Origin of the sequence: Endozoicomonas sp. Mp262, from assembly GCF_025643335.1 — a bacterium.
GTDB lineage: Bacteria > Pseudomonadota > Gammaproteobacteria > Pseudomonadales > Endozoicomonadaceae > Endonucleibacter.
On the sequence record NZ_CP092489.1, the window covers coordinates 2,395,424 to 2,422,250 of the forward strand.

27 protein-coding genes are annotated in these 26,827 nt (G+C 45.2%); 13 read left to right on the forward strand and 14 right to left on the reverse strand.

Annotated elements, in window-relative coordinates:
• Window positions 1-86 precede the first annotated feature (86 nt).
• Window positions 87-1,412 carry a transposase gene (locus tag MJ595_RS10645; RefSeq protein ID WP_263078492.1) on the forward strand — a complete coding sequence of 442 codons (1,326 nt, stop codon included), beginning with the start codon at window positions 87-89 and terminating at the stop codon, window positions 1,410-1,412.
• A gap of 265 nt (window positions 1,413-1,677) precedes the next feature.
• On the opposite strand, the gene MJ595_RS10650 is transcribed toward MJ595_RS10645, so the two are convergent.
• Window positions 1,678-2,244: a DNA-3-methyladenine glycosylase I gene (locus MJ595_RS10650; RefSeq protein WP_263322276.1), complete on the reverse strand. Its 567-nt coding sequence runs from the start codon at window positions 2,242-2,244 to the stop codon at window positions 1,678-1,680.
• Between the two features lie 147 nt (window positions 2,245-2,391).
• Here MJ595_RS10650 and MJ595_RS10655 point away from each other — a divergent pair, with 147 nt between their 5' ends.
• A complete protein-coding gene (locus MJ595_RS10655) occupies window positions 2,392-2,874 on the forward strand; it encodes a peptidylprolyl isomerase (RefSeq protein ID WP_263322493.1) in 483 nt (160 codons plus the stop codon).
• Window positions 2,875-3,018: 144 nt separating this feature from the next.
• On the forward strand, window positions 3,019-4,371 hold the full coding sequence (locus tag MJ595_RS10660; RefSeq protein WP_263322278.1) for a DEAD/DEAH box helicase: 1,353 nt from the start codon (window positions 3,019-3,021) through the stop codon (window positions 4,369-4,371).
• A 57-nt stretch (window positions 4,372-4,428) separates the two neighbouring features.
• Here MJ595_RS10660 and MJ595_RS10665 read toward each other — a convergent pair whose 3' ends face one another.
• From MJ595_RS10665 to MJ595_RS10675, 3 genes are read right to left on the reverse strand one after another with little or no spacing between them, the layout of a single operon-like run.
• Window positions 4,429-4,827: a hypothetical protein gene (locus MJ595_RS10665; protein WP_263322279.1), complete on the reverse strand. Its 399-nt coding sequence runs from the start codon at window positions 4,825-4,827 to the stop codon at window positions 4,429-4,431.
• Complete coding sequence (locus MJ595_RS10670) at window positions 4,820-5,473, reverse strand: IS630 family transposase (protein ID WP_263322427.1); 654 nt, start codon at window positions 5,471-5,473, stop codon at window positions 4,820-4,822. Before MJ595_RS10670 ends, MJ595_RS10665 begins: the two co-directional genes overlap by 8 nt.
• Window positions 5,395-5,868, reverse strand: a complete 474-nt coding sequence (locus MJ595_RS10675) for a helix-turn-helix domain-containing protein (protein WP_263078037.1) — start codon at window positions 5,866-5,868, stop codon at window positions 5,395-5,397. Before MJ595_RS10675 ends, MJ595_RS10670 begins: the two co-directional genes overlap by 79 nt.
• A 977-nt stretch (window positions 5,869-6,845) precedes the next feature.
• Here MJ595_RS10675 and MJ595_RS10680 point away from each other — a divergent pair.
• Window positions 6,846-8,075, forward strand: coding sequence for a hypothetical protein (locus MJ595_RS10680; protein ID WP_263322280.1), 1,230 nt, complete (start codon window positions 6,846-6,848; stop codon window positions 8,073-8,075).
• Between the two features lie 105 nt (window positions 8,076-8,180).
• Here the strand turns inward: MJ595_RS10680 and metG are convergent, their stop codons facing one another.
• A complete protein-coding gene (gene metG / locus MJ595_RS10685) occupies window positions 8,181-10,223 on the reverse strand; it encodes a methionine--tRNA ligase (protein WP_263322282.1) in 2,043 nt (680 codons plus the stop codon).
• Between the two features lie 657 nt (window positions 10,224-10,880).
• Here metG and MJ595_RS10690 point away from each other — a divergent pair.
• The 3 genes from MJ595_RS10690 to apbC all read left to right on the forward strand — a co-directional run bounded on the left by MJ595_RS10690 (window position 10,881) and on the right by apbC (window position 13,156).
• Entirely contained in the window at window positions 10,881-11,324 is a 444-nt protein-coding gene (locus tag MJ595_RS10690; protein ID WP_263322283.1) for a DnaT-like ssDNA-binding domain-containing protein, read from the forward strand.
• On the forward strand, window positions 11,293-11,988 hold the full coding sequence (locus tag MJ595_RS10695; RefSeq protein ID WP_263322284.1) for a replication protein P: 696 nt from the start codon (window positions 11,293-11,295) through the stop codon (window positions 11,986-11,988). Before MJ595_RS10690 ends, MJ595_RS10695 begins: the two co-directional genes overlap by 32 nt.
• 73 nt (window positions 11,989-12,061) lie before the next feature.
• Window positions 12,062-13,156 (forward strand): iron-sulfur cluster carrier protein ApbC, encoded by a 1,095-nt coding sequence (gene apbC, locus MJ595_RS10700; RefSeq protein WP_263322285.1) that lies wholly within the window; start codon window positions 12,062-12,064, stop codon window positions 13,154-13,156.
• A 207-nt stretch (window positions 13,157-13,363) separates the two neighbouring features.
• On the opposite strand, the gene MJ595_RS10705 is transcribed toward apbC, so the two are convergent.
• The gene (locus MJ595_RS10705) at window positions 13,364-13,939 is read right to left on the reverse strand and encodes an NAD(P)H-dependent oxidoreductase (protein WP_263322286.1); all 576 of its coding nucleotides are present in this window, start codon (window positions 13,937-13,939) and stop codon (window positions 13,364-13,366) included.
• 156 nt (window positions 13,940-14,095) lie between these two features.
• Here MJ595_RS10705 and dcd point away from each other — a divergent pair, with 156 nt between their 5' ends.
• Both dcd and MJ595_RS10715 read left to right on the forward strand, forming a co-directional pair.
• Window positions 14,096-14,680, forward strand: coding sequence for a dCTP deaminase (gene dcd / locus MJ595_RS10710; RefSeq protein WP_263322287.1), 585 nt, complete (start codon window positions 14,096-14,098; stop codon window positions 14,678-14,680).
• Window positions 14,681-14,796: 116 nt separating this feature from the next.
• The gene (locus tag MJ595_RS10715; RefSeq protein WP_263322288.1) at window positions 14,797-15,285 is read left to right on the forward strand and encodes a CBS domain-containing protein; all 489 of its coding nucleotides are present in this window, start codon (window positions 14,797-14,799) and stop codon (window positions 15,283-15,285) included.
• 55 nt (window positions 15,286-15,340) lie between these two features.
• Here MJ595_RS10715 and MJ595_RS10720 read toward each other — a convergent pair whose 3' ends face one another.
• From MJ595_RS10720 to MJ595_RS10735, 4 genes are all read right to left on the reverse strand, one after another.
• Window positions 15,341-15,982 carry an OmpA family protein gene (locus MJ595_RS10720; RefSeq protein ID WP_263322289.1) on the reverse strand — a complete coding sequence of 214 codons (642 nt, stop codon included), beginning with the start codon at window positions 15,980-15,982 and terminating at the stop codon, window positions 15,341-15,343.
• A 211-nt stretch (window positions 15,983-16,193) separates the two neighbouring features.
• On the reverse strand, window positions 16,194-17,561 hold the full coding sequence (locus MJ595_RS10725; RefSeq protein WP_263322290.1) for an MATE family efflux transporter: 1,368 nt from the start codon (window positions 17,559-17,561) through the stop codon (window positions 16,194-16,196).
• A 52-nt stretch (window positions 17,562-17,613) separates the two neighbouring features.
• The gene (locus MJ595_RS10730) at window positions 17,614-18,039 is read right to left on the reverse strand and encodes a MarR family transcriptional regulator (protein ID WP_263322291.1); all 426 of its coding nucleotides are present in this window, start codon (window positions 18,037-18,039) and stop codon (window positions 17,614-17,616) included.
• 319 nt (window positions 18,040-18,358) lie between these two features.
• Window positions 18,359-18,694 carry a hypothetical protein gene (locus MJ595_RS10735; RefSeq protein WP_263322292.1) on the reverse strand — a complete coding sequence of 112 codons (336 nt, stop codon included), beginning with the start codon at window positions 18,692-18,694 and terminating at the stop codon, window positions 18,359-18,361.
• A 61-nt stretch (window positions 18,695-18,755) separates the two neighbouring features.
• On the opposite strand from MJ595_RS10735, the gene MJ595_RS10740 reads away from it, so the two are divergent.
• Window positions 18,756-20,093 carry an IS1380 family transposase gene (locus MJ595_RS10740; protein WP_263078015.1) on the forward strand — a complete coding sequence of 446 codons (1,338 nt, stop codon included), beginning with the start codon at window positions 18,756-18,758 and terminating at the stop codon, window positions 20,091-20,093.
• Window positions 20,094-20,313: 220 nt separating this feature from the next.
• Here MJ595_RS10740 and MJ595_RS10745 read toward each other — a convergent pair whose 3' ends face one another.
• The 3 genes from MJ595_RS10745 to MJ595_RS10755 form a co-directional block, all read right to left on the reverse strand.
• Window positions 20,314-20,613 (reverse strand): DUF2673 domain-containing protein, encoded by a 300-nt coding sequence (locus MJ595_RS10745; RefSeq protein ID WP_263322293.1) that lies wholly within the window; start codon window positions 20,611-20,613, stop codon window positions 20,314-20,316.
• Window positions 20,614-20,766: 153 nt separating this feature from the next.
• Window positions 20,767-21,804, reverse strand: a complete 1,038-nt coding sequence (gene dapD, locus MJ595_RS10750; RefSeq protein ID WP_263322294.1) for a 2,3,4,5-tetrahydropyridine-2,6-dicarboxylate N-succinyltransferase — start codon at window positions 21,802-21,804, stop codon at window positions 20,767-20,769.
• Entirely contained in the window at window positions 21,804-22,160 is a 357-nt protein-coding gene (locus MJ595_RS10755; protein WP_263322295.1) for an ArsC family reductase, read from the reverse strand. The genes dapD and MJ595_RS10755 overlap by 1 nt, the downstream gene beginning before the upstream one ends.
• A 131-nt stretch (window positions 22,161-22,291) precedes the next feature.
• On the opposite strand from MJ595_RS10755, the gene MJ595_RS10760 reads away from it, so the two are divergent.
• From MJ595_RS10760 to MJ595_RS10770, 3 genes are all read left to right on the forward strand, one after another.
• Window positions 22,292-23,272, forward strand: coding sequence for a pentapeptide repeat-containing protein (locus MJ595_RS10760; RefSeq protein WP_263322296.1), 981 nt, complete (start codon window positions 22,292-22,294; stop codon window positions 23,270-23,272).
• Between the two features lie 172 nt (window positions 23,273-23,444).
• Window positions 23,445-23,615, forward strand: a complete 171-nt coding sequence (locus MJ595_RS10765; protein WP_263322297.1) for a hypothetical protein — start codon at window positions 23,445-23,447, stop codon at window positions 23,613-23,615.
• A 24-nt stretch (window positions 23,616-23,639) separates the two neighbouring features.
• Entirely contained in the window at window positions 23,640-25,760 is a 2,121-nt protein-coding gene (locus MJ595_RS10770) for an N-6 DNA methylase (RefSeq protein WP_263322298.1), read from the forward strand.
• Between the two features lie 2 nt (window positions 25,761-25,762).
• On the opposite strand, the gene MJ595_RS10775 is transcribed toward MJ595_RS10770, so the two are convergent.
• Complete coding sequence (locus tag MJ595_RS10775) at window positions 25,763-26,755, reverse strand: IS30 family transposase (RefSeq protein WP_263078067.1); 993 nt, start codon at window positions 26,753-26,755, stop codon at window positions 25,763-25,765.
• Window positions 26,756-26,827 lie beyond the last annotated feature (72 nt).

Genomic DNA, 26,827 nt, shown 5'->3' on the forward strand with positions numbered 1-26,827 from the left:
TCTCGACTTTAGAGTTACCAAAGAACAATAGTACGATTTTCATCTGAAATCGGTTAATAGCAACCATCTCCAAACAAAATACAAAGATGGTTGCTATGCTCACTTCAGATCATAAAGAGATCCTCCGGGAGCTTGCCTTATATACAACGTTTCTTGCTTCAGCGCTATCCCCAACAGCAGTACCTACGTTCTGCGAACTTCTTTTTGGCTGCATGCTATCCGGGCAAGGCTTTGTCACTCAGGCGCTGTTATCTATTAATAACTTTCAATGCGTATGGAGCAGTTACCACCATTGGCTCTCTCAAGGCAAGTGGCGGTGGAGGAGCCTCGCATGCCGGCTCATTCAGCTGGTATGCTCAAAAGTACCACGGGGTGAACTTATCAACATTGGTCTTGATGATTGGGTGGTGGAGCGTTTTTCTGACAAGGCTCCCGCTTGCCGAACCCATCACCAGCACAGTAAAAAAAGGAACCGGCCAACGTATATCTGGGGACAATGCTGGGTATCCCTGGCTGTTGTATTTGAGCGGGCTAAAGATGAAGTATTTACTGCCATCCCTGTGCTTTCCTTTCCATCTCCTGCTTCAGGCAATGCCAGTAAGCTAAAAATCGCTGTTGCCATGCTAAAAGTAGTGAGGCAAGAGGTGAAGGTGCAAGGACTGCGCTTGCTGACAGACTGTTGGTATATGAACTGGACGCTAATGCAACCCGTTCTGGAAATGGGCTATGAAGTAGTAGGGCAAATCCCGTTAAACCGGGCATTGTATGCCTTACCGTTGGAGTCCACTGCAAAAAAACGTGGGCGACCCAAAAAGTATGGCATCAAAATGACGCCCCCGGAAGTGGAGAAGCTACCGGAATATCAAACAACCGTAAGAATATACGGCAGATTTCGAAAGATACGTTATCGCACCCGGGTATGTCGGGCTCGCTTCCTGAAAGGCCGCAAGGTTCGGGTTGTCTGGGGTCGGTTTGAAAATGATAAAGGACTGACAGAAAGCCGTATATTCATTGCAACCAATACTGGACTTGAAGGTATAGACATCCTTCGTATTTATGCGAAAAGATGGCCGGTTGAACCCATGTTTCAGCAAATTAAACATTCATTTGGTTGCCGCCAGTTATGGCAGCAAAAGCTGAGAACTCTGTTGCGGTGGATGCATCTGAAGATGGCTGGATACGCATTATTGCAACTGTTGACCGTCTGTAAAAATCAAGCAAGCGTGGGCATTTCAAGGATTCCTTGGCGGGATCAGGATACAACCACCGCTGGCATGCTAAGATTTGCACTCGCAGGAATTATCCCCAGATTACCTATTCGTGAGGGCTGGAACCGATATAGCCAAAAATATGAGTTCAATTTTAATAGTTTGACTGACGGAATAGTCAAAGAAAAGAAAAAAGCGGCATAAATAGCGGCAACAACGCAATAATCAAGAATAATACCGAATCTGAAAAAACGTTTGGATGTATTTTTGCACACAATTTTTAAAATATAACCAAACGTTCATGTCATACTAACTCTAAAGTTAAGGATAAAAGAATCCCTCCAGATATGAGTCAGTAAAACCGGTCATACCCGGGTGGAATGACGAATAATAGCTTCTTGCTACGGTGTACCCACTGGGCATTGTGGAGAGTGTGTATCAGACAAGGCACAAGCTGATTTTTTCGATATCAAGTCCTGCGACTATATTGTGGACAGCTAATAAGGTGGTCATTCACTAGCCCCATGGCCTGCATATAGGCATAGCAGATGGTACTGCCAACAAAAGTAAATCCTTCCTTTTTTAATGCCTTGCTTAACTGGTCTGATTCTTTTGTTGTTGCCGGGACTTCCGAAACAGTGTGCCATGAGTTCTGAATAGGTTGCCCGTCAACAAACTGCCAGAGAAACTGGTGAAAACTTCCGAACTTGCCCTGAACCTTGATAAATGCCCTGGCGTTTTTGATGGCGCTCTGAATTTTCAGACGGTTGCGAATAATACCAGGATTCGCCATCAGTGATTCAATATCGGCCTGGTGGAAGGCTGCCACTTTATAGGGATCAAACTGGCAAAAGGCGTTTCGGTAGCCTTCCCGTTTTTTTAATACAGTAAGCCAGTTAAGGCCAGCCTGTGCACTTTCCAGTATAAGAAACTCAAATAGCTTGTGATCATCATGACAGGGTTTTCCCCACTCTTCGTCGTGATAGCGGATATAAAGGGGATCGCTTAAACACCAGGGACAGCGCGTGTCAGTCATGATTAAAAGTGTTCTCCATTATTTGTAGTAGCCTGTTTGCTTATAATATCAATTACTGCTCCCAATTGCGGATAATCCTGGCATAAATAGCTGGCGGTGCTGCGGCTGGCAGATTACTATGGCTGTTTACTAACCCGAGGCTTTATGCTGATGAAAATTGCTGATAAAAAAGTGGTTCTTATCCATTACACTCTGAAAAATAAGTCAGGTGAACTATTGGATAGCTCTGAAGGTCATGAGCCACTGGCTTATCTCCACGGTATGGGTAACATTGTGGAGGGGCTGGAGAATGCCCTGACCGGTAAGCAGGCGGGTGATAAGCTGGAAGTGAATGTTGAAGCCGCTGAAGCCTATGGTGAATATGATGAAAGCCTGGTGCAGCCCGTGCCTCGTAAAGAGTTTGGCGATCACCCGGTGGAGGTAGGCAGCCAGTTCCATGCGGATACGGCGATTGGTCCACGCATTGTCACTGTTACCGCAATTGAGGGTGATGATGTCGTCATTGATGCGAACCATGCCCTGGCGGGTGAAGACCTTAATTTTAATGTAGAAATTGTCGAAGTTCGCGATGCTTCTGAAGAAGAGCTGGATCATGGTCATGTTCATGGACCTGGTGGCCACGAGCATTGATTAACCAGGCTGGGTTTCCAGCCTTTTTTAAATCATGGTCCTCCCGATGCGCAGTGCTCCCTCTTGCGCCCTGATTCTATACTATCCCCGTCAAACATCGTCCTGAATTTAGGTGCTTTCCCTGTTTTTACTATGATACAACCTATGTTTTCCTCTTTATCACTGAATGATCGCCTGCTCCGGGTGCTTGATGAGCTTGGTTTTAAGACACCGACACCGGTGCAGGATCAGGCTATTCCTCCTGCCTTGAAGGGACTGGATTTACAGGTGGAGGCAGAGACTGGCAGTGGTAAGACTGCCGCTTTTATGTTACCGATTTTGCAGCGACTGTATGAGCAGCCAGCGCCGCAATCGGGTATCCGGGCTTTGGTATTGGTGCCTACCCGTGAGTTGGCCCAGCAGGTACTTAAGCATACGGAAGCCCTGGCGCGTTACACCTTTATCAAGGCTACCGTGATTACCGGAGGTGATAGTTTTAAATTCCAGGCGGCCTGTTTGCGCAAAAATCCAGAGATTACTGTGGCTACACCTGGTCGTTTACTGGAACATCTTGAGCGAGGTACCGCAGATTTAAGGGATCTGGAAGTCCTGGTTCTGGATGAAGCGGATCGCATGCTGGATATGGGCTTTAGCGAAGATGTTCTTAATATTGCAGGTTATTGCCGTCCGGAAAGGCAGACCTTGCTATTCTCGGCCACGATGGGGCAGCGCGGGTTGAAAACGGTTATTGATCAAGTACTCAATAATCCGCAAGTGATCACCCTGAATCCTGCCCGAAAACCCCATGATAATATCAAGCAGCAAATTGTTCTGGCTGATGACCTGGCCCATAAGGAGAAATTGCTGACCGCGCTGTTAACAACAGAAACCTATAATAAGGCAGTGGTCTTTACCAATACCCGTGTACAGGCTGATAAGCTGGGGGGGCTGTTGCGTTATCGCAAGCTGAAGGCCGGTGTGCTCCATGGTGATATGACCCAGGAAGAACGCAATCAGGTGGTGTCCTATTTCAGGGCAGGCCGGGTTAGTGTGCTGGTTGCCACCGATGTGGCTGCCAGAGGCCTGGATGTTAAAGGTATCGAGTTGGTTGTGAATCTGGATATGGCTCGTAGCGGCGATGATTATGTACACCGCATTGGCAGAACGGGCCGAGCCGGTGAACAGGGGCTGGCGATCACCTTTATCAGTGCACCGGAATGGAACCTGATGGCCAGTATTGAGCGTTATCTGAAAATCAGGTTTGAGCGGCGTAAGGTTAAAGGGCTGGAAGGAAGCTATAAAGGACCCAAGAAACTCAAGGCATCCGGCAAGGCAGCAAGTCGTAAAAAGAAACCGGCTGGTAAGAAGAAGGTAGCTGAGATTCAGGGTAAACAACGGCACCGGGATCGCAAGAACCTGGGTAAACGACGCGCTCCGGCTAAAAAGAATGGGCCGGTTCAAAGTATTGAAACCGGGTTTGAACCATTGCGGAAAAAGAAACCGGTAACTGAAGGTTAAAGCAGGATTGCCTGGCTTTTTAAAAGGCTTTGCTCTAAGGTGAGCAAGGCCTCTTTGTTATTCAGCAACAGTTAGTGAGTTTTCCCATTCTGTTAAGTCAGTTATTGTTTGTGAATTTATTAGTGGATGGTATTTCTCCTGGTTTTTGGAGAGTGTGGTTAAAATAAATTGAATAAAGTCTCTATAGGGCTTGTTAATCTCTGATCCATTTGGGAAAACTTGAGTAAATGAATGTATCGCATCCAAGAGGTCTGGTCCATTTATTCCTACCATCCAGTAAATCTCAGCTAATTTTTTCTGGGCTTCCATTTTTAGTGTTGATGACCAATCAGGTAAACAGGATTCATCAAGAAGTGGATTTTGTTCTGATGAGTTTATTACAGATCTGAAGGCACACTTTGCTGCTCTTAGATTTTCGTAAGTAGTGTATAGATTGCTTTCGAATAATTTAACCATCCAGTCGGACAGTATTAGAAAATGAGATCATATACTCCTCTCCAAATGAAAAAAGCACCCGTTCAACTTCTTTTTCAAATTCCGCAAAGCTCTTGATTGACAAGAGGTTGAGCCATTCATACTTTATTTTCCTCCACAGGATTTCAATCAGGTTGAGCTCAGGTGAATATGTTGGCAGAAAGCAGACCAGCAATTTCTTTTCAATCATCCAGTCATCAATTCTGGCACAAAACTTTTTGCTGGTGTGAATGCTGGCATTATCCACCATAACTACCGTGTAACGATCATTTGAGCTGTATTTTTCATCTGCCATTTTCTCTGCAAAGTCATCAAAGGCCGCAATCACCGTATCGCTATTCACTGAACCCACAACAGGATAATGAAATAGCTCACAGCTTCGGTTCATAAACCCCAGTACGTTGATGCGTTTACTTTTGACTGATGGTATTCTGAGCTGCTTTCCTTTTTCCTGCCAACCGTATGGCACACAAGGTTCCTGGGTAAAGCCGGACTCATCAAAATAAAATAAATTGATTAACCCTTTGCTCTCGGCTTCCTGGGCATCTTTCAGAGCAGTTTTACAGTCATGGAATTGCTCTTCGTCCCGTTTATGTTTGCATGATTTACGGAGTCTTTTGTAAACCAGCCCTGCTTTTTTACAATGTTTGCCAGAGTAATTTTTGATGAAGATTTACCGGTTTCATCCTCGATCTTGGATTTGACATACGATAAGCGACGAGGCTCTTCAGCCACTAATTCTTTTATGCGTTGCACTTCGGATTCGTCATATATGCACGGCCTACCGCCACCATGCCCCTTGTACAAGGCACGAATACCATATTCTTCCCAATCATCAATCCACTGAGAAGCAGTTTGATATCTAATTTCAAGTATTTCGGCAATTTGCTCAAGGGTAAAGCCACGATTGCTCAATAAAAGGCTATGGGCTCTTTCCCTTATACATCTCAGAGGTCCGTAGTGTTTGGCGAATTTCAAAGTTAATAAAACAGCTTCATCAGTGATTGTAGTGACGTACTTCATAGGGAGAGGGATTTAAAGACCAGTACTCTCTTTATAATAGAGTAAATGTATCATTCAATAGCTATCTGATCGTTAGATCAAGAAGTAGATTTCTCGTACTGGCCGAACATCCAGTTTATTTGAAACCAAACTATGACCTACTTAATAGCATTTCGGAGTGCCTCTACATTGTTCGGCTACTTTTAATAGGGACCATCCTGAGAAAAATGTAAAGCGCAGTGATTTTAATGATTCAGCAGGTATGCTTTTCTGACAGAATGTGAATAGTTTCTGCCAGTCACTTTGACTATTACTACTGTTGGCAGTTTGAAATAGGGTTTGTAGCCTGGATGTAAGGCTTTCTAGATCCTCTTGGATTAAATAGTTTGAATTTTGGTGTGTAGATACTAATGGTTCCTGACAGTGAGAGGGTATTTCAACTTTTACAGGATAGCTGGGATATATAAAAGGAAAGGCTGGGGGTCTATGAGGGTTATTTACTTGAGGAGGGTGAAGATATGGGCGATAAGGTTGTCTTATTTGATGTAAGTTTGGGAATTGAATATTTTCATGACATTTTGCACAATAAGTCTGACCATAACTTTCATTTTTGTTGCAAAGGCTGCATAAAGTGGCATAACTATTTTGATGGGTTAGCACCATAATAAGAAGGGTGGTTTTAGTGAACAGTTTTAATGTGTGCATAAAACAAGATACTTTTAGCTGGTCTAGTGGTAATAGTTTAATAGGATAGTATTTTGTGATCAGGGTATGTATTGTTTTTTCGAGATTATTTTTTGTCGGTTGTATTTTAAATCAATTTTAAGTTAGTAGAACTTGACACTAATGTAAGAGTAGCTGTCTTAAAAGAACTATTTGCAATACAGGGTGTCTACTGATTCGAAATTATTTTTCAATTGATATTACATTTAAAAATAGACATAAGAGGTAAAAAAATGGAAGGCAATAACCGTAGATCTAACACTCCCCCTCCACCCATGTCATTTCCAGTAACCACTACTAATACTGCCAGTACTAGCACAGTAAGCACAAGTTCAGGATCGGTGGTGACAGGTCTGAATCGCTCAGTTAGTACTGAATCAGATGTCCGGGTGCGTGTGGGTGAAAAGCGGCCTGGGGAAACTCAGCCAGCTGATCAGCCAATAGCTAAAAAACAAGTAACAGTAAAGGACCTTCAGACGGCGTTGGATGAGGTGATGCCTATGTGGCGTTTGCCTAAAGAGACTGAATTTTCGCAACAGTTAAATGGTTGTGAGAGGTATGAGGCGATACCTGCGTTTACAATGTATGCTGATAATCAAGGTAGTAAAGGTCAGGTGGTTAAGGATCTATTGGCAAGACAGCCTATGCATTTTGATGCTGAGGCAAATGAAAATAATCCTTTGTGTCAAATCATAAACGAATCAAGGGGGAATTTAAGAGCCAGTGGTTGGAAATACCTTGAAAAAGGCCAAGAACAATGTTTTATCGACCGCTCATCTCTAAAAGCAGTCTCTTTTATTACTAAGGATTGTAGCGAAGCAGGTCAGCAATCAGGGGTGGCTGCTCAAACAGTAGAATTAATTAATCGTTCAGCTAGAGAATTGTTGGATTCCCCGGAATATAGAGATCAACAAGGAGCAGAGCCGTTACTTTCTGCTCAACTGGTGGGAAGTAGTCGTGATAATGTAAAAGAACAAAGGACAATGGTTTTATATCCAACCAGGGATAAAGTGTATGCTACCTTTTCGGCATTGGATAATGAGGCAAGAGAAAAGTTAAGAATGGGTATTCAAGGTTTTTTAGAGCTTTTGAATAAACCGTTGATTGGTCCTGTCACGTTGGGAGGTGCGCTGCAACTTTCGGATACTAGCTCATTATCGAGCTTTATTGAGAAAGTAAATGGGGTGAGCAGTCTTATAAATATGTTGCCGGAGGATGATAGACAGGATTTGGGTCTAGGTCAGTTAATGCAAGTTAAGGAAGCTTTAGGGTTAATCTTCAATGAGCAAGAATTATCCTCGGTAACCATTGCCGGGCTTCCTGATGCAATCAATAAGAAGGCAGACTATCCTCTTCTTGAAATCCCCATGCAAGAACTTGAGAGCCGACTTGGTGAGATTTTCGGTGTGGCTGGTTTGGAATTTAGGAAAGTGGAAGGGCATCCTGATATTAATCAGATTAATGTGACAGGTTATATTTATCAGCGGGCTAATAACCAAAGTTAATCTGGCAGGGGTAAATAATCTTTTCCCGGATTCAGTTAACCCATAGACTAGTAAGGCCATCTATGATTATGGATGGCTTTACTAGTTAGTGCTTATATGGAAGAGTTACATCACCCGCATCCCTGGCTCTGCCCCTTCATGGGGCTCCAGAATCCAGAGGTCTTTACCACCGGGACCGGCAGCCAGAACCATGCCTTCACTCATGCCAAATTTCATTTTGCGAGGTTTCAGGTTGGCGACCATGACGGTGTGCTTGCCAATCAGGGCTTCCGGGCTGTAAGCAGACTTGATGCCGGCAAAAACATTACGGGTTTCGCCACCCAGATCCAGAGTCAGTCGTAATAGTTTGGCAGCGCCTTCAACCAGTTCGGCATTGGCTATCCTGGCAATCCGCAGATCGACTTTGGCAAAATCACCGAACTCGATTTCATCGGCAACAGGTTCTTGTGCCAGCCAGCTGTTTTCGGTCTGATTTTCTGGTTTTGCTGTACTCATTTGTGCCAATACCTCCTTGCTTGCTTCGATCATGGCGTTGACTTTATCGACTTCAACACGGGTCATCAATGGCTTGAATTTATTGATTTCATGATCCAGCAGCAGAGTTTGGCTATCCTGCCAGTTGAGAGGGGCGATATTCAGGAAAGCCTCTGCTTTTTCAGCCATAGCTGGCAGAACAGGCTTCAGATAAACCATCAGCAATCGGAAAAGGTTGATGCCGGCACTGCAAATATCATGCAGCTCCTGATCCTTGCCTTCTTCCTTAGCCACAACCCAGGGCTTGACTTCATCAATCCAGGCATTGGCCTGGTCGGCCAGCGCCATAATTTCCCGCATGGCCTTGCTGAATTCCCGTTCTTCGTAGAGATCGGCAATTTTTTCACCGGCCTTCTGAAAAGCAGTAGTGAGGTCTTCGGCTATGTTATGGGAGGATAATTGACCGTTGAAACGCTTTTTAATAAAGCCGGCACAACGGCTGGCAATATTAACCACCTTGCCCACGAGGTCAGAATTAACCCGCTGGATAAAGTCTTCTGTATTCAGGTCCAGGTCATCAATGCGGCTGGAGAGTTTCGCTGCATAGTAGTAACGCAGGTATTCAGGGTGCAGGTGATCCAGGTAGGTGCGGGCCGTAATAAAGGTGCCACGGGACTTGGACATCTTTTCGCCATTAACGGTGAGATAGCCATGAACGCTGACCTTGGTTGGGGTGCGGTAGTTGGCACCAGATAGCATGGCAGGCCAGAACAGGCAGTGGAAGTTAACGATATCCTTACCGATAAAGTGATGGACTTCACAGTCACTGCCTTTTTTCCAGTACTCGTCAAAATCCAGGTCATCCCGGCGCTGGCACAGGTTTTCAAAACTGGCCATATAGCCAATGGGGGCATCCAGCCAGACATAGAAGTATTTACCGGGTTCGCCTGGGATTTCAAAGCCGAAGTAAGGTGCATCCCGTGAGATGTCCCAGTCTTGCAGGCCCGCATCCAGCCACTCGGCCAGTTTGTTAGCAATTTCGTCTTGAATGGTGCCGGAACGGGTCCATTCTTTCAGGAAGTTATCAAAGTCGGACAGTTTGAAGAAAAAGTGTTCGCTGTCTTTTTCCACCGGAGTGGCACCGGAAATGGCAGAGCGGGCATTTTTCAGGTCAGCAGGAGAGTAAGTAGCACCACACTTTTCGCAGTTATCGCCGTATTGGTCATCGGCACCACACTTTGGACAGGTGCCTTTTATATAACGGTCAGCCAGGAACATCTGCTTTTCGGGGTCGTAAGCCTGGACAATAGTTCGGCTGGCAATATGACCCTTTTCTTTCAGGGCCAGATAGATAGCCTGGGACAGTTTACGGTTCTCATCCGAGTGGGTGGAGTGATAGTTATCAAACTCAACGTGGAAGTCGCCAAAGTCGCGAACGCGTTCTTTATTAATAAGGGCTACGGATTCCTCCGGGCTGATACCCTGCTTTTCTGCATGCAGGCTAATGGCGGTGCCGTGGGCATCGTCAGCGCAAACATAGGTGCATTTGTTGCCGAACAGTTTCTGAAAGCGCACCCAAATGTCTGTTTGGATGTATTCAACCAGATGACCCATATGGAGTGGCCCGTTGGCATAGGGCAGGGCACTGGTAACAAGGATCTTGCGTTGGCTCATTTGACGTCGTGTCTACCGGTAGAGTGAAAAAAAGCCTTATTATACTGAAAATGGAGTATGGACGTATGGCGAATAACCGCGTTGACGAATCATTTAGTCCGGAAATTTCATGAGCGACCCCGGACACAGCCATAAAATATCCGGTTTATTACGTTTGCTCATTTGGCTTTTCAAGTAGCTCATTCAAGAATGTTATAGACTGTGCTATAGCTTGCCAGTATTAGCTGATAGAATAACCCTTCGATTTTACCCCGGACCGGCATGGCATTGTTGAGACTCTTTGGATATTAATTATAATGCGGTGCCGGTTCTTTGGGGGGCTGGTCCCGATCGGGCTGTCAGCTCAGTGGAAGCTATAAAGGTCTGTCGGGACAGGGTATAGAGCTCCAGCCAGCGTCTGTGTCATACGGTTTTCACAACTCGGGTGAATGTCACGAAGGGGCCGATAATTGGGCATGGTGTAAAGGAGCCGTGCAGGATTACAATGGACCGCTATGTAAGCGTGTCCTTTACTCATTGTATTAGGCCCGGCTGGGCTGCAAACTCTCTCGCCCAGAATTATTGCAGGTTTGCTTCAGCAGGCAGGAGCTGGTTTCCTGTCTTAATTTAGTATGCAGTATGTAGACCGGAACCGGGAAGGCAGGTATTGTTGAGTTTATGACAGACGAGGATCAGAAGCGTTATATCCGTCGGCGTAATGCAGGTGCATTGCCCTGGGAGATTGAGCCGACGGAGCAACCGGGAGCGGAGCATCCCATTTTTAGTCAGGAGGAGCAGACCGTCAGTCATAGTAGTAATGGTGCCAGAGTGCAACCTTTGCCTGAAGACTTTGCTCCGGACCCAGTGTATGTAGAGTTTCTTGAACAGCATCATGGCATTCCTGGCGAGTTCACCCTGGGGCAACTGCCTGAATTCAAGCTTTACTGGCTTGAGACAGGTGAGGCCCGAAAGGCATGGCAAAACAAGTTTAAAAACCATGTAATTTACCAATGGAAGCGCAAGCAAAGTGAAGCAGGGCAAAGATCTAATCGCACAACGGCTGAAAAACTTACAGACACCAGCTGGGCAGATGACGACTGGTTCGAGCAGCTTGACGAGTGACCGCCAGCATTCCTCCGGAGGAACCAAGCCTCCGGCAGGGCGTGAGCTTGAGCAGGCCATTAACTCCCTGTTTACACTTTTGGAAGATGCCTATCCCCTGAAATTCAAGCGTGCCTACCCCACGGATGAGGATCAAATCCGAGCCAAGCGGGTGTGGAGAAGTGCGCTTAAGGAATTTAACCCCCGCCGTATATGGATGGCGGGGAAAAAGGCATTGGATACCTCCAAGTTTTTTCCTGACCTCAGTGAAATCCGGGAGCTTTGTAAGCTACGCTACGATGAGCTGGGTCTAAAGGAACCGCTTCAGGCTTACTATGAGGCTTGTCATGCGCCCAGCCAAACCCGTGATTATGGCTGGTCTCATCTGGCCGTGTATCTGGCGGCCAGAGAGACGGGCTGGTTGATGCTGCATAGTGAAGAGCAGCGAGTTGCCTTCCCTCTGTTTGAGCGAAACTATGAGATTATTTGCAACAGGGTGTTGGATGGAGAAGACCTGGAAGCAACCATTATGAAAGGTCTGGAAGACAGCCGGACAAAAGAGCTCACCAGGAGGGCAGAAGAGGCTGCCGATCAGGCACAGCGAAAGTTAATGATGGATCAGGGCATTGATCCTGATTGTGGAAAAGAAGCGCGCAAACGGCTGAAAGCCACATTGAAGACTTGAACCCTATAATAACTTCATTATCCTTACACTTTCCCTATTTTTCCCTATCCTTTCTGTTCTGGAGAAAGTCTGTATGAGCAACCCCAGCCGTGCTGATGTGGAAGCTGCCATCTGTTCTTATCAAGACCCTTACCTGCAAAAAGATTTACTGGTTGCCCAATGTGTGGACTCCCTGTCCATCGAAGGGGGACAAGTTCGGCTATCAGTCACATTGGGTTATCCTGCTGAAGGACTCTGTAGTGGCGTTGCCCAGCTATTAAAAAGCAAAATTGAGGATGTTGCCGGGGTTGAACAGGTTGATGTTAACGTGGGTTGGCAGGTAGCGGCGGGGCCGGTGCAGGGACAGCTGGAAGCCATGGCGGGCGTTAAAAATATTATTGCCGTGGCATCTGGCAAAGGGGGCGTTGGTAAATCCACAACCGCCGCCAATTTAGCGCTGGCCCTGGCGGCAGAAGGTGCCCGTGTAGGGATACTGGATGCTGATATTTATGGTCCCAGTATGGGACAAATGTTTGGTATCGCTGATGGTCAGCGTCCGGATGTAAAAAATGAGCAGTTTTTTGTACCCATTGAAGCCCACGGCATTCAGCTGATGTCCATGGCCTTCCTGGTAACGGAGGATACGCCGGTTGTCTGGCGGGGGCCGATGGTCAGTGGCGCCTTGCAGCAACTGTTGACCCAGACTATCTGGAATAAACTGGATTACCTGGTGATTGACATGCCTCCCGGGACTGGTGATATCCAATTAACCCTGGCTCAAAAAGTGCCGGTGACTGGCAGTGTTGTTGTCACAACACCCCAGGATTTGGCCTTGATTGATGCTAAAAAGGGAATTGAAATGTTCCGTAAGGTGGATATTCCAGTTCTGGGTATTATTGAAAATATGGCAGTGCATATTTGTTCCAGCTGTGGTCACACGGAGCACTTGTTTGGTGAGGGGGGAGGAAGTCGTATTGCTGAGCAATATGGTGCAGATTTGCTGGGTTCCCTGCCCCTATCCATGATGATTCGGGAACAGTCTGATGGAGGCAAGCCCACCGTGGTTGCCGAGCCTGAATCACAGATCGCCATGATCTACCGGGATATGGCCCGTCACCTGGCGGCTGAATTGTCTCTTGGAAATAGCCAACAGTCAGCGGCACCGGCCATTGCCATTAGTGATGATTAGTGCAGCTAAGCGTTAATATCTATACAAGACAAGTACCTCGTTCCCAGCGTCCCGAGGGGGTTGCGAAATCCAATTCTGTAGATAAAAAATTGGGTTTTTACTCTTTTTTTCACCACAAAGGCACAGAGAACACAGAGCTTTCATGCTCTTAAAAAATAACTCTCTGTGCCCTCTGTGGTGAATAAGGTGCCTTTTGCGACGGACTTTTCAGAAGGCAGCCATTTTTTTTCTGATCTTTTCCAGGAATCCGGTTAATTTTGGTGGGCTGATTTTATCCATGCTGTAAAGAGCCAGCCACTGAATATCTGATGCTTTAGTGCATGCCTTTAGTGCCAGCTTAAGCATGCGCTTTGGGGGATTACCTATTAGAAACATCCTTACCCAGGATGATCCCTGGGTTGTTATAACCATAATCTTACGGATATTGGTTAAACCGGGTTTAACCCCTTCAGGCCCAAACTCTGCTACAACACCGGGTAACCAAATCCGGTCAAACCAGCCCTTGAGAATGGCGGGCGGTCCCATCCACCAGGTGGGGTAAACGAGTACCAGTGCTTCTGCCCACTTTAACTGTTCCACATAGTGCTCAATTCCCCGGATATTCTCTGATGTCATATAGGCTTTGCGTTCCTGTATCGACATGCAGGCCTCAAAGTGCTCGTGATAGAGATCCAGGTTTTGTATTCTGTGACCTCCTTTTGCCAGTTCCGAGCAAACCAGCTGGTTGATACCCGACGAAAAGCTGGAAGGATCCGGATGAGCGTAAACAACCAGTACGTTCATTAAAGCACCAACCTGTGTTAATAACATTAGGTTCGTTTCATGGCGAGGCTTAGTGGCTTATGAAGCCTTCAGCCACGCGCAGGGTTTGTGGAAATCAGTGTTATTCTACACTGATCAGGCCATAACCGTAATTAATAACTGAAGATGGGGTAGGCGATGAGACTATGTGATCGCGATATTGAAAGCTGTCTGGAATCCGGAAAAATTGTGATTCATCCGAAGCCGGATAGTCACCGAATCAGTGGCATCAGTGTTGACCTTACGCTTGGCAACAGCTTTCGGGTTTTTAATGATCATGCTGCACCCTATGTTGACCTTAGTGGCTCCCGGGAAAGCATCAATACTGTTCTTGACTCCATCATGAGTAAGGAGATTGTGCTTGGCAAGGAGGATGCCTTTTTTTTACATCCTGGCGAGCTGGCCCTGGCGGTAACGCGGGAAAGCATTACCCTGCCAGATGATCTGGTGGGCTGGCTTGATGGTCGTTCTTCACTGGCCCGGCTGGGATTAATGGTTCATGTGACGGCTCACCGGATTGATCCCGGCTGGAGTGGACAAATAGTGCTTGAGTTTTTTAATGGCGGTAAGTTACCTGTGGCACTGCGTCCTGGCATGTGTATTGGTGCAATTAACTTTGAAACCATGAGTGGCCCTGCAATTCGCCCCTATAATAAAAGGTTAAATGCTAAGTACCGGGACCAGAGCAGTGCTGTGGCCAGTCGAATTGCTGAAGAGCATTGATTAGTCTAGGGGCTGTTGACGTTTGATCTGGGTCAGTATAAGTGTTTGCCGCAGTGGGTCATACTGTGACCATGAAACATTAATAACCACACGGAAGACTGGTGGAGGCTATAGCGATGAAAAATGGCAATTCTCTGTTGTCTATTACTGCTGAAGAGATTATGACACGGCAGGTTGTCACCGTTCCTTATGACTGGTCTGTGGACCGGCTCGCTCGCTTTCTTACGGATAAATCCATTTCTGGTGCGCCGGTAGTGGATGAGGCCGGGCAGGTTGTAGGGGTGGTTACACTGTCAGATATTGTCCGGCAAGCAGGCAGTGGTATGGTTGACCTCTCCCGGCGAGATGATGATTTTTACCAGACTTTACATGATGCCTGCCTGTCTGGAGAGGAACAGCGGGCATTTCATGAAAGCGTAGATCAGTCGGTACTGGTGAATGACATTATGACCCCCATTGTGTTTGAGGTTGCCAGGGACACGCCTTTATCCAAGGTTGCAGATGCCATGGTCACGGGTAGAATTCATCGGGTACTGGTCACGGAAAACCGACAGATGCAAGGAATTATTACAGCCCTGGATCTCCTGAAGGTATTCATTCGTTAAGTTCAGTGATATAAAAAAGCCGCTTTTCAGCGGCTTTCAACAGTCCCCAGGTTGATCAGTGCATCAGCCTGATCTCGACCCTGCGATTTTTCATACGATTTTCGTCAGAGCTATTTGGGTAAAGGGGTTCGGATTCACCCTTGCCCACTGTTTCAATTTTGCTGCCGCTGATGTTTTTTTGCATCAGGTAGTGCTTCACTGAGTTTGCTCTGCGTACAGAGAGACCCTGGTTGTATGTACTTGAACCAATATCGCAGGTGTGGCCGGTAACAGAGAAGGATGCGTCACTATGGCCTTCAAGGTATGCATCAAGCATATCTTTGCCTGCTTCGCTTAACGTTGCAGAGTCGAACTCAAATTGCACTCGCGCTGCATTGGCAGGAAGGTCAGGATCGCGCAGAACATCGTCGCTTGATGCCAGGGGCAGGGCTCCGGACTTGGTGTTTTGTTTGTGGTTGCTCACATAGTTAGGGTCTTCATTGGCACAGGCAAGGCCAGATATTAAAGCACCTGCGGCAAGACTTATGCCTCCGGTGGCCAGGCTATGGGCGGCACCAGGAATGCCCCAAACAGCACCTCCCAGAACAGAGCACTTGCCCCAGTTCTTGCCACTGCTGCTGGAACCGGTAGTGGAACAGCCAGAAATAAAAAGAATTGATAAAGCCAACAGGGGAAGGCTTAGGGTCCTTGCTATCATGGTACATCTCCATCCATGGAAAGGTTGTTACAGGCTTGCGATGAAATACAGGTGTTTGCTGAATTTCTCCACTTACAGTCACGAGTACTGCACAAGTTGCAAGCGGCTTTTTCCTGAGTATAGACAGAGATTTTTCTGCTTTGCCTAATAATTTTTTTCTGGCAATTTTTTGACGTGAAAGCCTCTCCTTTTCAGTTTTCTTTACACACTTCTATGAAATATTGGCAGATGCTGGCCGTTGCTTTAAATCTTGTTGTATAAGGCCGGCGACAACTAAAGCCAGAAATATATTAGACAGGGGCAGGGCTACCCATACGCCTGTAACACCAAGCCATTCAGGCAGGATGATCAGCAGCGGAACCTGAATAAGCATATTCCCCAGGGTGATCCAGGTTGCGATCTTTGCCCGTGCCAGCGCCTGAAAGTAAGCGGCAGCAACCACAATGAAACCGTCGAGATACATGGAGAAAAGGTGGAGCCTGAATCCCCGGGCTGTCTCATTGATGAGCTCATTGTTACTGGCGTTAAAAATAGAGGCGATCTGTTCCGGAAAAATGTTGATAACCAGAACGGTAAGCACCCCGCTTATCAGCGCAGTGGTAATAGCCAGTTTGATAGTGATATGAATGTTTTTATTGTTGTTCGCGCCATGATTAAAGCTGATAAGGGGTTGTGCACCACTGGCAACACCTTCGGCAACCATGTAATAAACCGCCTGGATATAACCGACGATGGTAAATGCTGCCAGGGACAGAACGGAACCATACTCAAGAAATAAACGGTTATGAACAGCTAACACAAAGCTTAAGTAAATAAACATGGTTAAGCTGGGGAAACCCGTGGCAAGGATTATTTTATAAAGGCCAGGACTTACCCCAAAGTGCCTGGTTTTGATGCGTAGTCTGGCCTTGGTACTAAAAAGATAGATCAGGCTCCAGATAGCCGTGACGGTTTGGGCGATGATAGTGGCGATGGCTGCACCGGCAATGCCAAGATCCAGTAGGATAATAAAAATATAATCCAGAACGATATTTGTAATAGCACCAGTGGCAATGATAACAGTGGCTAACCGGGGTCGTTCGTCGTTTCTGACCATCATGGGCAAAGCAGCCCCGGCTATCGCCGCAGCAGAACCAAAGCTGATCAGGTGGAGGTAATGGTTGGCCATATGGAGTAAAGAGCCGTTAGCCCCCATCAGTTTAAGGACGTATTCACCTCCCAGAAGTATTGCCACTGTCAGAAAGAGGCTGGCTCCTATCATCAGTACAGTGGCATTACCCAATACGAACCGGGCTTTTTCATCCTTCCCCTGCCCACGGCATATTGAGCAGTGGGCTGAAGCACCCATGCCTATCATCATGCCAATACCAATAATAAAACCAAATATTGGCCAGGCCAGGTTCATTGCCGCTAAACCTTCTGCGCCGACTGACCGGCCTATAAAAATGCCGTCAATTGTGGAATAAAGACCATTCACCAACATTCCGGCTACTGCCGGCAAAGTATATTGCCAGAACAAGCGTTTGACCGGACCTTTGGCCAGGGTGCTGTTGCTATCAGAAGGTACTTTCAAATCCATAGATTACTCATTAAGTTATTTGTTAGCATAACTAAATAAATAGTGAAAAAATTTATAACTGGTTGCAGACGCTGGTTAGCAGACGTTCCAGGGTTTTGAAATCCCCAGGGGATAGGGCATGCTCAACTTTTTCAGTCAGTTTGTTGAATAGCCTGTCATCCAGGGCCATCAGCTTTTTACCTTCCCGGGTCAGTTTGACCAGTACAGAACGGCGGTCTTGCGGACAGGGTATTCGCTCCAGTAGTCCTTTCTTTTCCAGCTTGCTGACCATATTACTGGCGGAGGGCTTGCTAACGCACAGGGTATCGGCCAAGTCTGACAGGCGGGGAGTTCCCAGCTCTTCAACGGCATGAACATAGTCATATTCATTGAATGAGGTTTGCTGGAAGGCCGTGGCCTCTTCATCTGCACGCCATAACTTGTTCAGATGGCGTTCGATTCTGGCCAGGGACTGGCCCAGGGATTGTGAGCTACTCATTAGAATTTTGTTAGTCTTACTAAATAGCTGGGAATGTTAGTGTGTTTACGTAATGTTTGCAATTATTCAGGCTTTAACTGTAAGAAAATTGTATGTGAAAATGTAAGGCTAAACCACGCCCTGTCAGAGAACCGTAATTTGATAGAGCTGTGATGGGCGTGCTTTAGTAATCGCTTCGCTTAATGAATAAGTCAGGAATATCCGGTTTTCAAACGAGTTTTGGTTTAGCTATTATCTTCATGAATAAAAAACATATGTCTGTTAATATAACTGACCATATAATCAGTTTTTATGGTGTTCGCAATAGATAGTTAACTAATTATTGATATAAAAAACTTTTTAGATCAGGAATTAATGGTTCCCATTTCCCACTGGATTTGTGGAAGTCTAAAAAATCTGTTTCATAAGTTAGTTGATATTCACCAGTAGTAGTATCGAGCTCTTTCACTGTATAGGATAACCTGACAGTTTTCCGGTCACTGCTGTTTTCTGGTATAAGTGTTTCAATTATTTGAAAATTGCTTATTGTTGGTGTTGGTAATCCTAACAAGGGGTTGCCATCATAAAATTGTTGAAAAATTATGGTTAGAAATTCATGCTCATCCATACCTGAATCCGTGAGTTCACTGTAGCCCAACTCCTCTGGATCAACCACAAAACGTAAGTTCCAAGTTAAAATGCACCCACTCTAATTTTCACCACCTGGGTGCATTTTTGTGAAACTGAAAATTGAACAATCACAGACGGAATTTTATACACCGGTCGCAGGGCTTTATTTCGTTGGTCATGCACTCAACAAAAAGACAGCGTTAAGCAAATCCCTGCGCAAAATAAAAAAAAGGCACCGTATCACTCATATCGACCTGATCAGAGCTTACTGCGGCCAACTGGCTCAGGGTAAAAGTGATTTTGATAATGTTGATAATAACCGGGATAACGACTGGTTCCGGTTGGCAATGGGCATTAAACAAATGCCTTCAGCCAGCCGCTTAAGACAGCGTTTCAATGAAGATGCCGCCCAACTGATTCCTTTCATCGAGGACAGCCTTACCGATGTCCTGGTTAATCTTCAGGTGCCCGTCACACCCCTTCCGAAAAAACTCGATAAGAAGCAGCACATACCACTGGATATCGACGTATTCCCTATGGATAACAGCAATACCAAAAAGGAGGGGGTCGAGTACACGTATAAAAAATTCTTTGGTTATGCCCCTATTGCCGCTTACTTTGGCTGCGAAGGCTGGTGCCTGGGATGTGAATTACGCCCAGGCTCTCAGCACTCCCAGAATGATTTTATTGGCTTTTTACAAGCAGTGCTGCACCGCAGCCGACGTTTGACCCGAGCGCCTATTCTGGTTCGCCTTGATAGTGGCCACGATGCTGAGGAATCGCGCCGGGAAATCGCCGGGTTCAAAGGTGTGAATCACATTATCAAGCTCAACCCAAGAAAGTATCACACCAAGGAACACTGGCTCCCCATTTTTGAAGAAAAGCAAGTCAAATGGGAGGAGTCGCGTCCAGGAAAGAGTTATGCGACACTCTCAACCGTCTATGAAACCAACTATGGTAACCAGCGTCTGATTATTCGCATTATCAAGCGTACCACTGATACTGTAGGGCAGAGATTTCTGACACCCGATTATGAGCTGGAAGGATGGTGGACAACACTCAGCGAAGCTGACTACAGCGATGATCAGATCATTAATCTTTATGAGGATCATGCGACCAGCGAGCAGTTTCACAGTGAGTTGAAGACTGATATGGATTTAGAGCGCCTGCCTTCAGGCAAGTTTGACACCAACGACCTGGTGATGTGTTTGGGTGCACTGGTCTATAACATTCTGCGCTACATGGGGCAGAGTTGCTTGCTCGGGCCAGATGCGCCGGTACGTCATAAAGCCAAACGACGCCGGTTAAAAACCGTGATACAGGAACTCATCTACCTGGCTGCCCGTCTTCTGAAAAAAGGACATCAATACCGGCTACGCTTTGGTCGTTACTGTCCTGGTTTCAGGTCTTTCCATCAATTAATAAGCCAGCATGCACTTTGTTGATTGAATAGCGAGATAGAAAAAAATGCCATAAATGAGAAAGTACTGTATTGATAACGGTAGGGCTTCTTTCAACCTGTCTTCAAGTTTGATGATATTTTGATCAGCATTTATGCTTAAAAACGACATAAAAACACTTCAATCAATAACCCGAGTTATTTTCAAAGGAAAAAATTAATCAGCACATTTTCAAAACTGCCGGGCAAATCAAGAAATCACGGATTCAGGCCATAGTTAATATTTCTTCTATAGTTTTGGTGTGAAATGATAGGCTAACGGCTTCTAAAGCAACAGTTCTATCATCTTTTTCGAGTTTTTTAAGCTCATGGCCGAAATAATCGAATAGGACTTTTCTGCTATCTCTAATATTACTTGTGCTGAATAACCTAGCAACTTCTTCGTATTTTCTTTCTGAAATGAGATGGTATATTTTCTTTGTTATTGATTCTGGTGTTTGTAATTCATCAGCAAAAGCCGGGTTGATAAAAAGCATAATTAGTAATATTTTTTTTATGAAATTCATGTTTTTCTCCGTAAAGTATTTTTTGTTGCCTGTTTGACATTTTTTTATAGGAAAGGTTCATTTAAATTGACTGATTTATTTATAATAAAGAAATATTTAATTGTTTTTTTAATTTATTTTAAAGCCAGGCTATGAACCTGGCTTTAATCATTTTCAATTATGAGCATGAAGCTCTTCGTTCAATGCAATAGCAGACTTATTTGTCAGACACTCTATGGCACCCGTTAGGGAGTTACGGCGGAATAGCAGGCCTGACTTGCCTGATAGCTCTCCGGCCTTGATGGTTTCTACTGGCTGGCGCTTATCGTCCAGGATCTGTACCTTACTACCGGCTGTTAGATACAAGCCTGCTTCAATAGTACAGCGATCTCCCAGGGGGATTCCCAGGCCAGCATTGGCACCAATCAGGCAGTTTTTTCCAACAGAAATCACTAAATTATTGCCACCGGACAATGTGCCCATGGTGCTACAGCCGCCACCCAGGTCTGAGCCCTCAGCCACCATCACACCGGCAGAGATCCGGCCTTCAATCATGCTTTTACCTTCGGTACCGGCATTGAAGTTAATAAACCCTTCATGCATGACGGTTGTGCCTTCACCCACATAGGCTCCCAGTCTGACTCGGGCAGTATGGGCAATACGGACTCCAGCGGGGACAACGTAATCTGTCATTTTCGGGAATTTATCCACGCTATTGACGGATAACAGGCGACCTTCTGCACGGGCTTTCAGTTGGCGTTCAGTCAATTCTTCCAGGTCAATGGCCCCTTCGCTGGTCCAGGCAACATTGGGTAGCAGCGGGAAAATTCCCTGGAGGTTCACCTGGTGAGGCTTCACTAAACGGTGGGACAGTAACTGGAGCTTTAGGTAGGCTTCCGGGGTAGATCCGGGGACATCATCGGTTTCAAGGATGGTAATCAGCCTGGGTTGGGAGCTAACCTCAAGGCTTTTCATTATCTGGGCCAGCTGCTCCTCTCCCTGGGTTTCAAAAAGTTCTTCCAGGGCATGGCAGGTAGCACTATCCAGTTCTATAAAGGTATTTCCGCCACTGTATTTAACCAGGTCGAAAATACTGTCCAGGAAGTTGAAGTCCGGGTGAAGGATAGGGCAAGGATAAAAAGCCTCAAGCCACTCACCTTTTCGGTTTTGGGTACCAATGCCAATGGCGACACTGAAAGGGTGCTTACTCATTAAAATGTCCTTTTGGAAAAGAGACTGCTGTAAAGGGAAGGACTAAAGCCTAGAACTGGCTTGTCGCCCAAGTCAAGTAAAGGCCTTTTGATCATGGCAGGTTGCTCAAGCATCAGCTTGAGTGCCTGCCCGGCGTCCACGGAGGACTTTATGTCCTCGGGTAACTGCCGCCAGGTAGTTCCCCGCTTATTGACCAGCTGTTCCCAGTCAAGCTGCTCGATCCAGTGCTGGAGCATGCTTTCGTCAATGCCCTCTTTGCGGTAGTCATGAAAGTGGTACTCAATCCCGGCATCCTTTAACCAGCGCCTGGCCTTGCGGATGGTATCGCAGTTGCTGATCCCGTATAAGGTAATCATGCCTAATTCCCGTCAGCCATCAAATGGACAACTATGCCTCAAATGATTCTTGCTTTCGAGCCTGTTGTTGCATAAGTAATAAGCTTGCTATTAATGTATTAAAAGGTGAGAGGCCAGGAATAGGTGGGACTATGAATAAACCAGGGGGAAGGTGTGCCTACTCAAGTGATTTGGTAAGCTGCCAGGACCAGCCAATAAATGGCAGCCTTTATTGTTTCTGGCATGCACCCGAGGCAGATAAGACCGGTGCTGATGTCAAGGAAAGGCTTGAAGAAAGAGCGCGAACCGGGGAGCCAATGGATGGTTTTATCCTGAAGGGAAGTTATCTGGAAAACCTTAATCTGGTTAATATTCATGGTGAACCCTATCACCTGACCAATGCCGACCTTAGCCGGGCAAACCTTCATAATGCCCATTTGTATAAAGTGGATTTGAGCGGTAGTCGTTTATTAAAGGCTAATCTGTCGGGAGCCAATCTTCACTGTGCTGACTTATCCGGCTGTAATTTGCTGGGTGTTAATTTAAAGGCATGCCGGTTGGAGCATGTTAACTGGGGAGCACAGATTTGCCAGGCATTAATGGCAAAAGGTATACGGGGGCTGAGGAGGCAGGAAAAGGCCGTTGCCTTATACGAAGAAGCCGAAGAAGTTGCAAGAAATATCCGGAAAAATTGTGAAGGCCAGGGGTTATTTGATGTTGCAGGAGAATTCTTTCATAGGGAGATGATATTCAGGCGGTATCAAATGCCACGGTTCTCCTACCGGAGAATCATGTCGAAGCTGGTGGACCTGGTGAGTGGTTATGGTGAAAAGCCCATTCGGGTGATATTTTTCTCCGCGATTTTTATTCTGGTGTGCTCGGTCTTTTATTTTGTGAACGGTATTAATGACAGTGGTGAGGTAGTCAGGTTTGCTTGGGAGCAGACCTATTTTACAAATTTCAAGGCCTGGCTCGACTGTCTGTATTTTAGTGTTGTGACGTTTACAACCCTTGGTTATGGTGACCTGACTCCGTTAGGCCCATCACGTATCTGCGCTGCACTGGAAGCCTTTACCGGCAGTTTTTCCCTGGCATTGTTTGTGGTGGTATTCGTTAAGAAAATGACACGATGACAACAACGAAGCCAGTAAAATCAATATTGAAATTGGTTATATGCCACCTAGTCGTTCGACAGCTACGCCCTGTGGAGGCTAGCTTTAGCTATTCTCGGACTTGCTAAAACAGTTTAACTCATGCAAGATATGTTATGTGACATCACATAATGTGTTATATGGGGCTGTTATTATGGCAATAGGTAATAGTGGACGAATCGTCATCGAAGTGCCGACTGAGTTGAAGCGTGAAATTCATACAGCATTAAAAGCAAGTGGTTTAACAATGAAAGAATGGTTTTTAAAGCAAGTTGAAGCAGAGTTATTAAAAAAGGCTCAAAAGAATTCAACTGTCAGTGATTAACCATTTTCATAAAGGTTTTAAGTTATGTCCAATGAAGTGTTTGACTACATTGCAGAGCATTTAAAGGATGCTCAAAATGAAGAAGAAGTTAGGCTTGCATGGTATGGGGGTTTAGCATTAAAAAATATATTTCTGAATGCCGAGCGTCAAAAGAATGATGCTTCATTTAATCAAGTAATAATTGAATTTAAAGATAAAGGTTTATTTAGAGGTCGTACCAATAGCCCTAAATTTAAAGAAGCTGTTTATGATAGACTCTGCAAGTATATTAAGCGAAAGTCTTCAGAGCAAGGCTTGCCTGAAGAAGAGTATACAGGCATAGCTACTGATGGGGATCATATTGCATTCTGCTTTATGGTAGATGGTAATATTATTCATCAAAATTTAATGCCGTTAAGTGAAGTGTCAGTTGATAAAGTATATAAATCTTTACAGTCTGACACTCGAAGGGCATTAACACCACAAAATCTAATTGAAGATTTTGGTCATGCCTCCTATGTAGGGCGGTCTTTAATGGGAGCTTTGTCTAATGAATTAACCAAGCACTTTCACGCAACTGAAAATAATAAAATAAAAATGCTTTTTAAAGAGTGGCAGACACTTTTTGGCCAAGTGGCAAGTTTGACTTGTACGCAAAAAGCTCAAATAAAAAAAGCAATTAACTTCAAAGTTCCTGATATCGGGGTTAATGAAGAGTCTGGACTCTTGTTTGTTGTTCATACGTATAATGCCTTGATTATGAAGCTGCTTGGTGCAGAAATAGTTTCATATATTGATTTGACTCAGTATAAAGATTTTTGTGGAAATCTTGCCAGCTCGTCTGACGAAAACATCTTAACTGTTCTAGACAATGATATAGAGAAAAGTGCATTATTTGATTCTGTCGGTATTAAAGGGTTTGTAGAGGAGGCAATTTTTTCTTGGTACTTGGATGCAAAAGAAAAACATGATAAGGCTAATATTATTGCTTCAATTAAAGAGGCTTTGATTCAAATTTCCCTTTATAGAATGGATGATCTTACGGCAGCGAGGTCAAGAGATGTTCTAAAAACATTTTACCAAGCATTAGTGCCTGATGTTTTAAGAAAGAGCCTGGGGGAATTCTATACTCCAGACTGGCTTGTTGATACTACATGTGATAAGGCAGGTATACAAAAGTGGCTTCCAATTAGGGTTCTTGACCCTACATGTGGTTCTGGTTCATTTTTGCTTAATGCTATTTCTAGAAAAAGAAAAGAAGCAGAAGCTATAGGAATGAGTGAGGAAGAAGTATTAGATAATATCATTTCTAATGTATGGGGCTTTGACTTAAACCCATTGGCGGTTCAAGCGGCAAGGGTTAACTTTCTAATAGCAATATCTGACCTTTTTGTTAAATGCAAAGGTAAAGAGATAGAGTTACCTGTTTTGCTTGCTGATAGTGTGTACTCTCCAGCAGAAAGCCCAAAAAATAGCTGTGGTGCAGTTAATTATCGAATAGGTAGTACGCAAGCTGATCTATTAATTTCACTACCTTCAGAATTGGCTTTTGACAGAACTAGGCTGGATTCTGTTTTTGAAATTATGGGGTGTTCTGTTGATGAAAATATTGAATTCAATTCTGTTGAGCAAAAATTAATAAGAAGAAAAGTTGTTTCTGAGCAAGAGCTCCAGGATTGGTATGATGTTCTTGAAAACACTTATAAGCGTGTGCTTAGCCTGCATAGAAAAAACTGGAATGGTATTTGGTTTAGAATAGTAAGAAACTTTTTTTGGTCTGCTACAGCTGGAAGCTTTGATTTAGTGCTAGGTAATCCACCTTGGGTGCGGTGGTCAAATTTGCCAGAGGACTATCGACAAAAGGTTAAACCTACCTGTATGAAATATACTATTTTTTCAAATACAAAGTTTCATGGTGGGAATGAGTTAGATATTTCAGGCATGATTACTTATACGGTATCTGATAAATGGTTAAAAGATAATGGAAAACTTGTGTTTGTGATTACACAAACACACTTTCAGTCCCCTTCATCTCAAGGATTTAGAAGTTTTGAAATAAACAAAGATACTATGCTTGTACCAACTTCAGTTGATGACTTAAAAGAGCTGAAGCCATTTGCAGGTGCTGCAAATAAAACAGCAATAGCCTGTTTTGAGAAAACCTGAATTCAAGTCATAAATGCATAACCCATGACTTTTCTTGCATTCACTCCAGTTAACTCTTTGAATGCCTCATATGGTGTTTTGTAACCGAGGCATTTCCTGGGCCTGCTGTTCAGCTTGTCTACCGCAATGATAACGTCTCTTTCTTTGACGTTATGAAGCTCCATTGATTTGGGAAAGTACTGCCTGAGCAGCCCATTGGCATTCTCATTCTGGCCTCTCTCCCAAGAGTGGTAGGGCACAGCAAAGTAGCTGTCGCAGCTCAAGGCTTTGTTGATTGCTTCATGCTGAGCAAATTCCTTACCGTTGTCGTAAGTGATCGTTTTAACAAACCTTTTCAGGGGCTTGAGTGTATCAATCACTGCCTGTTTAACCGCTTTTGCTTTCTTTCCTGGCAGCGGAACAGCAAGGCGCAGTTTAGTCTTTCGCTCATCCAGTGTGGCAATGGCACCCTTATGGTTTTTGCCGATTACGGTATCCGCCTCCCAGTCACCAACACGCCCCCTGTTGTTGACGATCTCCGGGCGCTCTTCAATACCTACCCGGTTAGGTATGCCTGTTCGGTTATGAGCTGAACCATATCGCTTTCGGTACGTTTTTTTCTGATGGCGCAAGTGTTTATACAGGGTACCGTCAGTGCGCTTATCATCCTCTATGAACTGGTAAATCGTCTCATGATGCAACTTGATTATCCCTTCTTTTTCAAGCCTTCCAGCCACTTGCTCAGGACTCCAGTCAGCCCGGATATCTTGAGCAATCCGTCGCTTAATATCTTCCGTCAACTTCACCGCCTTGGGTTTTTCCTTATGACGCTGTTGAGCCTTACGATGAGCCTGCTGGTGCCTGTAACCACGCTGCCCTGTGTTGCGTCCTAACTCCCGTGACAGCGAACTCTGTGAACGCCCGAGTTTTTCTGCAATTTTATTTTGAGAAGTCCCATTTTTCAGTTCGATTTCGATATAATGTCTCTCTTCAGAGCTAAGGTGCTTAAAGGCCATCCTTGGCGTCCTCTGTTTGGTTTGGTTGCTTAACAGAGTACCCCTGAGTTCTGATTCACTTCAAAGGCTCTG